The organism is Stenotrophomonas sp. IS26 (assembly GCF_054188265.1).
The window spans coordinates 305,345-318,163 of record NZ_JBSZJV010000001.1; the positions used below are offsets into that span (position 1 = coordinate 305,345).

Annotated in this window: 8 protein-coding genes; 5 read left to right on the forward strand and 3 right to left on the reverse strand. The window is 65.6% G+C overall.

Features of this window, described 5'->3' with window-relative positions:
• The first annotated feature begins 24 nt into the window (after positions 1 to 24).
• From ACW6W5_RS01335 to ACW6W5_RS01355, 5 genes are all read left to right on the forward strand, one after another.
• A complete protein-coding gene (locus tag ACW6W5_RS01335; RefSeq protein WP_121040564.1) occupies positions 25 to 528 on the forward strand; it encodes a hypothetical protein in 504 nt (167 codons plus the stop codon).
• A 319-nt stretch (positions 529 to 847) separates the two neighbouring features.
• Positions 848 to 1,417, forward strand: a complete 570-nt coding sequence (locus tag ACW6W5_RS01340; RefSeq protein ID WP_226956565.1) for a hypothetical protein — start codon at positions 848 to 850, stop codon at positions 1,415 to 1,417.
• A gap of 270 nt (positions 1,418 to 1,687) precedes the next feature.
• A complete protein-coding gene (locus tag ACW6W5_RS01345) occupies positions 1,688 to 3,913 on the forward strand; it encodes an NADP-dependent isocitrate dehydrogenase (protein WP_152150945.1) in 2,226 nt (741 codons plus the stop codon).
• Between the two features lie 183 nt (positions 3,914 to 4,096).
• A complete protein-coding gene (gene aceK, locus ACW6W5_RS01350; protein WP_152150947.1) occupies positions 4,097 to 5,809 on the forward strand; it encodes a bifunctional isocitrate dehydrogenase kinase/phosphatase in 1,713 nt (570 codons plus the stop codon).
• A 146-nt stretch (positions 5,810 to 5,955) separates the two neighbouring features.
• Complete coding sequence (locus ACW6W5_RS01355; protein ID WP_152150949.1) at positions 5,956 to 6,807, forward strand: energy transducer TonB; 852 nt, start codon at positions 5,956 to 5,958, stop codon at positions 6,805 to 6,807.
• An 8-nt stretch (positions 6,808 to 6,815) separates the two neighbouring features.
• Here the strand turns inward: ACW6W5_RS01355 and ACW6W5_RS01360 are convergent, their stop codons facing one another.
• From ACW6W5_RS01360 to ACW6W5_RS01370, 3 genes are all read right to left on the reverse strand, one after another.
• Complete coding sequence (locus tag ACW6W5_RS01360) at positions 6,816 to 8,402, reverse strand: sensor domain-containing diguanylate cyclase (RefSeq protein ID WP_152150951.1); 1,587 nt, start codon at positions 8,400 to 8,402, stop codon at positions 6,816 to 6,818.
• Positions 8,403 to 8,576: 174 nt separating this feature from the next.
• Positions 8,577 to 9,593, reverse strand: coding sequence for a cupin-like domain-containing protein (locus tag ACW6W5_RS01365; protein WP_152150953.1), 1,017 nt, complete (start codon positions 9,591 to 9,593; stop codon positions 8,577 to 8,579).
• Between the two features lie 111 nt (positions 9,594 to 9,704).
• Entirely contained in the window at positions 9,705 to 12,716 is a 3,012-nt protein-coding gene (locus ACW6W5_RS01370; RefSeq protein WP_152150955.1) for a TonB-dependent receptor, read from the reverse strand.
• Positions 12,717 to 12,819: the final 103 nt, after the last annotated feature.

The following is a 12,819-nucleotide window of genomic DNA, read 5'->3' on the forward strand; positions in this document are numbered from 1 at the left end:
TCACCTACAAGGGAGCAACCTCACATGAAGAAGTCGTCCATCAGTACTGCCGTCCTCGCCGCGCTTCTGGCCACCGTGGCCCTGGCCGGCTGCAAGAAGAAAGAAGACACCGCTGACAACAACGCGCAGCCCGCCGCGATGACGCCGGCCGCGCCGGCGCCGATGACGGAAGCCGCGCCGCAGCCGATGACCGCTGCAGCAGGCGTGAACGTTTCGGCCGTTACCGTTGGCAAGACCGCCGCAGCCGACAAGACCGTCACCTCGGTCGCGCTGTTCGCGCCGAAAGACGACATCATCGTCTCGATCCGCACCGATGGAAGCGCCAACAACGCCAACGTGGCGGCCAAGCTGACCTTCCAGAACGGCCAGGTGGCCGGTGAGCAGAACCAGGTGGTCAATACCACCGGTGCCGAGACCACCAATATTTCCTTCAAGAATGCCAATGGCTGGCCGGCGGGCAAGTACCGCGCGGAAGTCATGGTAGATGGTAAGGCGGCTGGATCGCCGCAGGAGTTTGAGGTCAAGTAAGCCCAGACGCCGACTCTCTCCCGGCAACAGGCTCACGATGGACGCAGCCGCGAGGCTGCGTCTTTTTTATGGTTCTTTTTCCATCGGCGTGGCAAGCAGAAGTGCGCTTCATGCTATTGCGCGCACAGCAGCCGGTGTGGGTCGAGCGCAGCACGGTCCGCGTAGCCAGATGATTGCCGCCTCACGGAAGGGCCCGGTTTCACGCTCGCAGCAGGCTTCAGCGGGGGTATCAGCGGATTCACACTGAGCGTGGATTGCAGCAGTCGTATCGTCGCAGAATGGGGGTATCGCTCGGCGCCGGAATTTCAAGGGAGAGGCAATGAACAAGAAGGGGGTTTGGCGATTCCTTGCGCCTGTTGTTGCGCTTGTACCCGGATACGCATATGGGCAGGAAGCAACGCTGTGGAGCTATAGTTGCGATCACTTCCTCCATGGCGCGTGCCTTCGTGTCCCCACCGGGATGTCGATCAGCTACGCATCACCTGCGGATTTCGGGATTCATGACGTTCTGAAAGACCAACGGAGCGTGCTGTTGGTCTATGAAGGCGACGCACCGCAACCGCCCAGTCCGGGATCCTCCATCGATCTGAAACTAACCCTTCCTGGCTATCAGCTTTCAGGCTACAGAACAGCCGAGGGCGATTCGACCCGATACGACATCTTCGTCAAGCCTGACCGATCGGGTGTCATGCCGCTGCATCTGATCGGCACGGCGACCGGCGCCTCACAGCGAAAGGATCTGGCAGCGGCAGTTGGCAGCTTCCGGGTATGTAGTTTCAAGCGCAACCACAGCAGCCAGACACTCACGTGTCCTCGCCAAAGCGTGTGGGGAAAGCCCCTTGCGGAATGGGTGGACGGTCTCCCGGAGGCCGCCGCAGTTTCCGAATGAGCGGTTCTGCACCCGGAAGGCCCCTGAGCTGCCGCCTGGCGCTGATGCATCACACCGTTCCAGTACGTTTGCGTATGGGATGGCTTTGCTCCGGGGGGATGAAAACGCGACAATGCTGGGGTTTCCCGCCGTGCGCGCCGTTGGTTGGCGCGGTCCCCGGGGAAAGTGCGGGCCAGGCTGTGCGAGGCCCTGCACGCGACACGGTTGCACGCGGCCCGGCATTGCCGTCGGCCATCATTCACGAGATCTGCAAGAGAGCCCTGATCCCCCATGTCGAACACGCCCAAGATTCTCTACACGCTCACCGATGAAGCCCCGTTCCTGGCCACGCAGTCGCTGTTGCCGATCGTCGAGGCCTACACCGCCACCGCCGGCATCGCCGTGGAAACCCGCGACATCTCGCTGTCCGGCCGGATCCTGGCCCTGTTCCCGGATTACCTGAAAGACGACCAGAAAGAAGCCGACCACCTGGCCGAACTGGGCCAGCTGGCGACCACCCCGGACGCCAACATCATCAAGCTGCCCAACATCAGCGCCTCGGTGCCGCAGCTGAAGGCCGCGATCAAGGAACTGCAGGACCAGGGCTTCGCACTGCCGAACTACCCGGATGTGCCGACCGACGACGTTTCGCGCGACATCAAGGCGCGCTACGACAAGGTCAAGGGCAGCGCGGTGAACCCGGTGCTGCGCGAAGGCAACTCCGATCGCCGCGCGCCGCTGTCGGTCAAGAACTACGCCCGCAAGCACCCGCATCGCATGGGCAAGTGGTCCAAGGACTGCAAGTCGCATGTTTCGCACATGGATGGCGGTGACTTCTACGGCAGCGAAAAGTCGGCCACGCTGGCCACTGCCGGCAGCCTGAAGATCGCGCTGTTCAAGGCCGACGGCAGCAGCGTCGTGCTCAAGGAAAAGACCGCGGTCAAGGCCGGTGAGATCGTCGACGCCGCGGTGATGAGCCGCAATGCGCTGGCCTCGTTCGTGCAGGCGCAGATCGCCGATGCCAAGGCCAAGGGCGTGCTGTTCTCGCTGCACCTGAAGGCCACCATGATGAAGGTGTCCGACCCGATCATGTTCGGCGTGGTCGTCGAAGAGTTCTACAAGGACGTGCTGGCCAAGCACGCCGACGTGCTCAAGCAGGCTGGTTTCGATCCGAACAACGGCATCGGCGATCTGTTCGCGCGCCTGCCACAGCTGCCCGAAGCGACCCAGGAAGCGATCAAGGCCGACCTGGCCGCCGAGTACGGCAAGCGCCCGGGCCTGGCCATGGTCAATTCGGACAAGGGCATCACCAACCTGCACGTGCCCAGCGATGTGATCGTCGACGCCTCGATGCCGGCGATGATCCGCGACTCCGGTGGCATGTGGAATGCCGACGGCAAACTGCAGGACACCAAGGCCGTCATCCCCGACCGTTGCTATGCGGGTGTGTACCAGGCCGTGATCGATGACTGCCGCACCCACGGCGCCTTCGACCCGGCCACCATGGGCTCGGTGCCCAACGTCGGCCTGATGGCACAGAAGGCCGAGGAATACGGTTCGCACGACAAGACCTTCCAGATCCCGGCCGACGGCACCGTGCGCGTCACCGATGAGGCGGGCACCGTGGTGTTCGAGCACGCCGTGCAGACCGGCGACATCTGGCGCATGTGCCAGACCAAGGACGCCCCGATCCAGGATTGGGTGAAGCTGGCCGTCAACCGCGCCCGCCTGAGCGGCACCCCGGCGGTGTTCTGGCTGGATGCCGCCCGCGCGCACGATGCGCAGGTGATCGCCAAGGTCGAGACCTACCTGAAGGACCACGACACCAACGGCCTGGACATCCGCATCCTGGCGCCTGTGGACGCGACCGCCTTCTCGCTGGACCGCATCCGCAAGGGTGAGGACACCATCTCGGTGACCGGCAACGTCCTGCGCGATTACCTGACCGATCTGTTCCCGATCATGGAGCTGGGCACCAGCGCCAAGATGCTCTCCATCGTGCCGCTGATGGCCGGTGGTGGCCTGTTCGAGACCGGTGCCGGTGGTTCGGCGCCCAAGCACGTGCAGCAGTTCGTGGAAGAGGATTACCTGCGCTGGGATTCGCTGGGCGAGTTCCTCGCGCTGGCGGCCTCGCTGGAGCACCTGGGCAACCGCTACGACAACGCCGGCGCGACCGTGCTGGCCAAGACCCTGGACCAGGCCAACGGCCAGTTCCTGGACAACGACAAGTCGCCGTCGCGCAAGCTCGGTGGCATCGACAACCGCGGCAGCCACTTCTACATCGCGCTGTACTGGGCCCAGGCCCTGGCCGCGCAGGACGACGATGCTGCGCTGAAGGCCCGCTTCGCTCCACTGGCCAAGGCACTGGCCGACAACGAGCAGGCCATCGTGGGTGAACTGGCGGCGGTGCAGGGCAAGCCGGTCGACATCGGCGGCTACTACCGTCCGGACGTGGCCAAGGCCAGCGCCGCGATGCGTCCGAGCACCACCTTCAACAGCGCGCTGTCTGCGCTGTAACGAAGCGGTCCCGCGGCTGCTGTGATCGATGAAGAACCCGCGCTTCGGCGCGGGTTTTTTTGTGGGCGCCCGCTGGGCAAGCGCCCGGTCGCTGCCGTATGGTGGCAGCAGGTCCTGTGGAAGTGGATGTATGCACGGTCGCTGTTCCTGCCAGAGCTCTCCATGCCCCGCCGGGGCCGCCGCATGAGCGCAACGCCGGACGGACTCGCGCGGTTGATCCGCGATGGGTTCGAGGATTACCACGCGCGCTTCGCGGCGATCTCGCGGCGTGCGCGGCAGCGCTTCGAACAGCGCGACTGGGCCGGTGCACGGCAGGACGCCGTGGAGCGCATCGCGCTGTATGACCAGTGCATCGCCGAGACCGTCGATACCCTGCGCCGCGCAGTCGGTGAGCATGTGGGCGAGCGCGCGCTGTGGCTGGAGGTTCGCGCGGCGTATGCCGCGCTGCTGGCCGGATTGATCGACGCCGAACTGTACAAGACGTTCTACAACACGCTGGCACGCCGGCTGTTCGCCACCCGCGGCGTGGACGGGGCGATCGAGTTCATGGCGATGGATGTCGAACCTTCCGACGCCATTACCCATCCCGTCGCGCGGCACAGCTATACCTTGTCCCCCACGCGCCCGGCCGATGCCTTCATGCGCGTACTGGGGGACTATCGCTTCGACGTGCCGTACGCGCACCAGCTGCGCTGTGCCGCCGCGATCGCAGTGCGCCTGCAGGACGATCTGGCGCACTGGGGCGACTACCCGGTGCGCAGCATTGAACTGCTCGACACCGTGTTCTATCGCGAGCGTCGCGCCTATCTGGTGGGGCGCGTATTCGGTGAGCATCGCTTCTCGCCCTGCGTGATCGCGCTGGTCCATGACGAGCGCGGCCTGCGCGTGGATGCGGTGTTGAGCCGGCGCCGTGACGTCGCGCATCTGTTCGGCGTCTCGCGCAGCTATTTCCAGGCCGATCTGGCCACGGTGGGCGATGCGGTGGTGTTCCTGCGCAGCCTGCTGCCGGGCAAGCCGGTCGATGAGATCTACACCGTGCTTGGGCGTGCCAAGCAGGGCAAGACCGAGCGCTATCGCACGTTCTTCCGTCACTTCCACGAACAGCCCGGTGAGCAGCTGGTGCATGCCGACGGCACGCCCGGCATGGTCATGGCGGTGTTCACCCTGCCCAGCTATCCGCTGGTGTTCAAGCTGATCCGGGACCGTTTCGCGTGGCCGAAAACCATGACCCGGCACCAGGTCGAAGAAAAGTACGCCCTGGTGTTCACTCTGGACCGCGTCGGCCGGTTGCTTGATGCGCAGCCGTATCGGCACCTGCGCTTTCCGCGGGCGCGATTCTCCGCGGCGCTGCGCGAGGAGCTGCTGACCCAGTGTGCCAGCAGTGTGCGCGAGGAGGGCGACGAACTGGTGATCGCGCTGTGCTACGTGCAGCGGCGTTTCCGTCCGCTCAATCTGTACCTGCGCGAGCAGACCGCCGAGGCACGCCGTGTCGCCGCGCTCGATTACGCGCAGGCGATCACCGACATGGCGCGCAACAACATCTTTCCTGGCGATATGTTGCCGAAGAACTTTGGTGTGTCACGCCACGGGCGCGCGGTCTTCTACGACTACGACGAGCTGTGCCTGGTCACCGAGTGCAACTTCCGTGCGTGGCCGGCGCCGCGCAATGAGGAGGAAGCGCTGGCTGATGAACCGTGGTTCGAGATCGGCCCGCGTGACGTGTTTGCGGAGCGGTTCTGGATGTTCATGGGCTTGCCGGCGCCCGAGCTGGCGGCCGTGCGCGAGCATTTCGGCCATCTTTTTGATCCCGTGTGGTGGCAACAGCTGCAGGCAGGTTTTGCCAGCGGTGATTTTCCGGACACGCCGCCGTATGCCGGGGCGCTGCGGCTGGCCTGATTGTCTGCAGGATCGCCACTGCGCGCCCGGACAGCGGCATGGGCGCTGGTGCTGATCCAGCGATGCGATTGGACACGGGATCAGCAGTCGTTATGCTGACGATATCGAACACGATGGATCGTATAAGGAGCAACAGCAGGATGGACATGATCAAGGGAATCGCCGTGGCACTGGTGTTGGCAGCAGCGCCAGCGCACGCGGCCAAGCCGTCGGCCGATGTGCCGGTGGAAATGGGCATGCGTGTCGAGGGCACCCTCGCCATTGGCGACGACGGCCGCATCACTGCGCTGGAGATCGACAAGCAGGACATGCTTCCGGAGGCAGTGGCCACGCTGGTGCGCGACACCGTGAAGAACTGGGAATTCGAGCCGAATGTGCGTGACGGCGCCCCGGTACCGATGGACGCGCGGATGACCGTGCGTGTCGTCGCGCAACCGGGTGCGAACGATACGTTCAACGTGCGACTGATCAGTGCACATTTCGATGGCGCCCCGAAGGATGCCTCGGGACGTGAGATCAAATCCCAGGCCCATACGCCGCCCCCGCGCTACCCCGCCGAAGTCTTCCGCGTGGGGGGGCAGGGCACCGTGTACCTCGCACTGAAGGTTGACCGCGAAGGGCGTGTGGTCGACCAGTTCGCCGAACAGGTGAATCTGAGAAGCACGGGGACGGCGGCCCAGATGGATCTCACCCGCAGGCGCCTGGGCAAGGCATCGCTGGATGCCGCGCGCAAGTGGCGTTTTCCGCTGAGCGCAGAGGACGCCAGCCTGGAGGCGCCGTTCCGCACCTACCGCGTGCCGGTCAGTTTCGCGATCGACACCGCCATGCCTGACGACCTGGCGCAGTGGCGCGCTTACATTCCAGGGCCGCGCAACGCCATCCCGTGGTCCACGCGCCCGGAGAGCGCCGGCTTCTCGCCGGATCTGCTGACCGACGGTTCGGCTACGCTGGCCGGCGACCCCAACGCGCCGCGCCTGCGTACCCCGCTGGGCAGCTGACCCTTGCCTCAACCGGTAGCCGGGCCGTCGGGCTGCGGGTACACCACGGTGCGGTTGCGGCCCTGTTCCTTGGCCATGTACAGGGCCTTGTCGGCCAACCGCAGCGCCTGCTGAGGATCATCGTGATAGGTCGGGTAGTGGGCCACGCCCAGCGACACGGTGACCGTGCCGACCTGCTCGACTACCTCGGCGGCCACCTGGATGCGCAGGCGCTCGGCCACCTGCGCGGCATCGAGGACAGCGATGCCCGGCAGCAGGATCAGGAACTCCTCACCGCCGTTGCGGCAGAGCAGATCGGTGTCGCGTGAGCCATCGCGCATCAATTGCGCGATGCGCAGAATCACCGCATCGCCGACCGCATGACCGAAGCGGTCGTTGATGCTCTTGAAGCGGTCGATGTCCAGCGCGATGATCCCGAACGGCTGGCCGCGTGCCTGCCAGTCTTCCAGCCCCTGCTGCAGGCCGCGCCGGTTCTGCAGGCCGGTGAGGGGATCGGTCATGCTGGCGCGGTTGAGCTTGCCGATGCGGTCCTGCAGCAGGTTGAAGCTGTACAGCAGGGCGGTTTTGAGCTGGGCGACTTCGTAGTACCAGGCGCGGATACCGGTGACGTGGCGGATCGCGATGCCGGTGTCGCGGTTCTGCACGTTGCGCGCCAGCTGCCATAGCGGCAGCGAGATGCGCCGCGCGAACCACCAGGTGATCAGCAGCGACAGGATGCCCAGCGGAATCGCATTCCAGATCACCGCCGACATCAGCTTGGACAGCGATGCCAGCGTGGCCGCGGTCGGCCGCTGCGCCACCACGCCCCAGCCGACGCTCGGCACCGGCGCGTACCCGGCCAGCATCTGCACGCCGTGGCTGTTGCGTACCTGCTGCGCGCCGGAGTGGCCCCGGGTGACCGCCTGCACGGCCGGGTTCTCCAGCGCGAACTGGCCGACCCGGTCCTGTTCGATGTGGTACAGGATGCGGCCGTTGCGGTCGACGACGTACAGGTACGACCCATCGCGGTAATAGTGCTTGCCCAGCAGCGATTGCAGGATGCTGCGCTGGCGCAGGTAGATCGTGCCGCTGACATAGCCCTGGTACCTTCCCTGCGCTGAGAAGATCGGATGCGAAATCGCTACCACCAGGCGCCCGGTCGCGGCCTGGTAGGGGTCGCTGATGAAGGGCACGCGGCGCTCCAGGGCATCGCGGTTGCCGGCGCTCTTGAGCAGTACGCCCTGCAGGGCCAGGCTCTGCGGGGAGGTCGCCAGCACGGTACCGCCGGCATCCACGATCAGCACCGAGTTGAAGCTGTTGGTCTGCAGTTGCAGACGTGCAGCTTCTGCTTCCAGTTCGCTGCGATCGTGCACACGCTGGCCGAGCAGGGTGGCGCTGTAGGCCACCTGCTGCTGCGCTGACAGAACGAAGTTCCGGGTCGACTCGGCCAGCTTGCTGGCATACACACGGTTGGCTTCCAGCGTATTGCCGATCAGCTGCTCGCGCTGCACGCGGTAGCTGGCATGCAGGGTATTGGCCAGCGCGATGAGCGCGCTGAGCAGGGCCAGGGCGAGGATCAACTTGCCCAGGTTCAGGCGGGTGGACAACGGACGCATGCGGTTCACGGGCAGCAGGGTGCAGCACCAACCCGAACATGCGGATGGAACGGCAGCAGCGAAACAGTCAGGAGCGCACGACCCCGCCCCCGGGCGGTCAACAACTCGTTGGGCGGCGATTATTGCGGATTACACCCCCACGTGGGTGAAGTCGGCGCCGCCGTGGTGGCCCGTTCAGCGCTCCAGGCGCTTGCGCAGCACGCCGCGCAGATGATCGGCGCCGGCCGGGTCGAGCGGCCCGAGCACGCCGCGCACCGTTTCGGGAATATGCGCGGCGGTGTGGTCATCGGCCTCGAAGACGTAGTGCTGGAACATCGCCTGCCAATGCGCACGCTGCGCCGGTGGTAGATCGCGGATGGCCAGCAACGAGAGCATCAGTGCGTTCATCGGCGCATCCCGCCACGCCGGCACCGGCCGCCACCAGTAATTGACCAGTACATTGAATGCCGCCAGCCCCTCCATGTGGTGCCACCACAGCGAGGGAATGAACACCGCATCGCCGGGGCCGAGGTCGGCCACCTGCGCGTGGGCCAGCGCCTGGCTGAAGCGCGGGAAGCGTTCCAGGTCCGGTGCGGCGAAGTCGACCAGGCTGACGGCCTGCCCGGCCGGCGTGAAGTCCAGTGGCCCGATATACAGATTGCCCACCTGCGCCGGCGGAAACAGGGTGACCCGGCGGCGGCCGGCAGCCACGCAGGCCAGGTTGTCCGGCACGTCCTGGTGCGCGGCGATACGCGAGCGGTTGCCGACCCAGATACTGGCCAGCGGATCGTCCACGCCGAGCGCCAGCGCATTGGCCTGGCGGAAGCCGGGCAGGAAACTGTCCAGCGTGGTCGAGGCGACGTAGATCGATGGCGGCGTCGGCGCGGTGGCGTACTTGAGCAGGGTGTCGAGCACGACCTTCAACGGAATCTGCTCGCGGCGGAAATTGAAGCCGCTCATGTCTGCGTTGTAGAACACACGCCCCTTGGCCTCCGGCGGCGCCGTGGTAGCGGTGACCGGCATCGTGCCGTGGTCGAACTGTTTGAGATGGGCGACCGCCGCCTGTGCGGACTGCGTCGCCGCGCTGACCAGCGGCCACTGCGCCACCAGCCCGCGGATCACTTTCGGTGTCGTCCAGCCGGGCAACTGCGTGTGCAGCTGCGCCGGATCCAGATCATGCAGTTCTTCGATCGGGCCGGGCATGGCGGACATCGGCATCCTGTCAGCAGGGGCGGGTGGTACCCACGGTAGCGTGGAGGTGCGGGAAGCGAAAGGCCGCGGGGTGAGCGCGGCCTTTCGGTGCTGCAGGTCGGAACAACCGAGTCAGAACTTGTAGCGCACGCCGAACATGTAACGCGGCCCGGTCTGGGTGGCGTAGCGCAGCATGTTGGAATGGCGTGCGTAGGTGCGCATGGTCTCGTCGGTCAGGTTGATCGCCTCCAGACTCAGCGTCAGCTGGTCGCTGACCGCATAGCTGATGTTGAGATCGAGCTGGCCGTAGGCTTCGGTGTAGTTTGGGTTGGGGCCCTGGCCGCCGATGCCGTTGAGGAACTTGTCGCGCCAGTTGTAAGCCGCACGTACCTGCCAGGCATTCTTTTCGTAGAACGCCACGAGGTTCGCCGAGTCGCTCAAGCCGATCATCGGGTACTGGTCGCCCAGGCTGTAGTTATCGAAGGTCAGGCCGGACTTCACCTTGGTGTAGTTGGCCGCCAGGCCGAAGCCTGACTGGCCGAACAGGTGCTGCACGGCCAGGTCCCAGCCATCCAGGTGATCGGAGTGCTGGTTGGCCGGCACGGTGGTGTCGAACCCGGCCACCGGGTCGCCCGGCTGGCCGACGATGGTGCCGGTCATCTGCCCGGCCGAATTGCGGCCGGTGTAGGTCACGCCCGGGTCGCCGGCATGGTTGGTGAAGATGTAATCGCGGATGCAGGGCATGTCGGTGGCGCCGCAGCCCGACCCCAGCGCCTCGTTCCAGTACGCGCCGCCCACCGGTGTATGCAGGGTGCCGGTGTTCTCGCGCACGATGGTGTTGCTGATGAAGTTCTTGATGTTCTTGCGGAAGAAGCCGACCGAGGCGTAGCTGGATTCACCGTAGTACCACTCCAGCGACAGGTCGAAGTTGTCCGAGACCAGCGGTTCCAGCCCCGGGTTGCCGCGCGAGCCGGTACCGCCCTGGGTGCGCACGATGTCGTCCACCCGGGAGCCGCTCTGGATCTGCGTCCAGCCTGGGCGGCCGATGCTGCGGCTGTAGCTGCCACGCAGCGCCAGCGCATCGTTGATGTCCAGCTTCAGATCGAGGTTGGGCAGCACGTAGTTGTACTTGCCGGTACCGCCGACGAACGTACCGTTGGCGTCGTAGGTGACGTTGAACTCGTTGGCCGAGCCCCAGCTGATCCCGGTCGGGAGGCGGACCAGCGCCTGCGATTCCACTTCGGTCTGCTCGTAACGCACACCGGCGGCCACGTGCAGCGGCATCGACCACTCGAACGTCGTACGGTACTGCGCGTAGGCGCTCTTGGATTTCTCCGTGGTGCGGATGTCCTCGGAGTACTCGGTCGGGGCGACATAGCAGGTCGGGCAGGCCGGTTCGGCATCGGTGGCGACCCCGGCAGCCTGCGCACGCAGGCGGTCGAAATCGAAGACCAGGAAGCGGCCGGTCATGCGCGGATCGTTGTGGCCGGAGAACGCCTTGAAGTAGCGGCTCATGTCGTCGGCGTACCAGATGTTGTCATCGTAGTCCGACGGATTGCCCAGGCCACCCCAGCTGTTGCGCTGCATGATCGCCGAGGCCGAGCGGTTCTCCACCTGGGTGTAGCCGACGCCGAAATCCAAGGCCGAGTAATCGGCGAACTTGAACGTACCGCGGCCCTGGTACTGCTCGACCTTGGACTTGTTGTAGCTGTTCTGGAAGACCGAGCCGGTGACCAGCGCATCGGAGGCCTGCACGCCGCCCGGCGGCAGGTCCATGTGGATGATCGGCAGGTCGCCGCTGTAGTCCACGGTGGTGGTGCCGCGCACGAAGGCGGCCACGCCGAGCACGCCGGCCGAGCCGTAGGGGCCGTCCGGCTGCGATTCGGCGGTCGAGTTGTGGACGTCGAAGGACAGCTCCAGTGCGTCGTTGACTTCCCAATCGACGTTGAAGCCGAGCGAGTCCATCGAGTTCTTGGTGGCCAGCTTCATGCCGCCCATCGAGACGTCCGAGCCGGTCATGTCTTCGCTGTAGATGATCGGTGCTGCGATCGGGCCATTGGTCCAGGTGCTGTCGCCCGGACCGTAGTTGAACCATACCGACAGCTCGCTGCGCTGCTGCTGCACCTTGTTCTCGACGAAGGTGTAGTCCAGCGTGGTGGTGATGTTGTCGGCCGGCTTCCACTGGAACGTGGCCTGGCCGTTGGTGCGCTGGCGCTGTACGCCATTGACGTTGTACGCGGTGTTCTGCGGGCGGCCGTAGATGTCGTCGGGATCCGGACGGTTGGTGATGCGGTCCGAATAGCCCTGGCCCGGCAGCGGCAAGGCACGCCAGTCGCTGGCTTCATTACCGCGGAAGGTCGCCCAGCCCTCGGCCACGGTGGCTTGGTTGAAGCCCGAGTCGCGTTCCTGGTGGCTGGCGCTCAGCGCCACGCCGAAGCGGCCATCGGCGTAGGTCTGGCTGAAGATGCCCGACAGTTCGCCGGTCACTTTCGAGCCCTGCAGCGTGCGCGGCAGGTTGTCGTTGGAGGAATCGTTGACCGCCTTCAGCCCGAGGCTGATCACCGGCTCGGATTCCAACGGGCGCATCGTCTTGATGTTGATCGTCGCACCGATGCCACCGGCTGGATTGTCGGCACGGCCGGTCTTGTAGACCTCCACCGCCGACACCGACTCGGCGGCCAGGTTGGCGAAATCGAACGAACGCGAGCTGTTCAGGCCGGCGCCGCCGGCGCCGAGATTGGAGGCCGGCATCTGCCGCCCGTTGAGCAGCACCAGGTTGTAGTCCGGGCCGATGCCGCGCACGGTGACTTTGGAGCCTTCGCCACTGGCGGTGCGGTCGATCGAGACGCCGCTGATGCGCTGCAGCGATTCGGCCAGGTTGGTATCCGGGAACTTGCCGATGTCCTCGGCAACGATGCCGTCGACCACACCCTGGCTGTCGCGCTTGAGGTTCATCGACGAGGTGAGGCTGCCACGGATACCGGTGACCTGCACCGTATCGAGCGTGGTGGGATCGACGCCATCGGGGGCCGTCGTGGTGTTCTCTCGGGCCGCGGGATCCTGCGCCCAGGCCGGGCCGGCCAGGACAGCGAGAAGTGCGGAGGTGAGCATCGCCTTGCGGGGTACGGCCTTGTACGTCTTCATGATGATCCCTCCCCAGGGAATTCGATCGTGGCGGTTCTGCGTTGTGTCGGCGCGGGGTCCAGTGCGCACGGCCCGGATTGGAGCCATGGTTGACAGCGTTGTC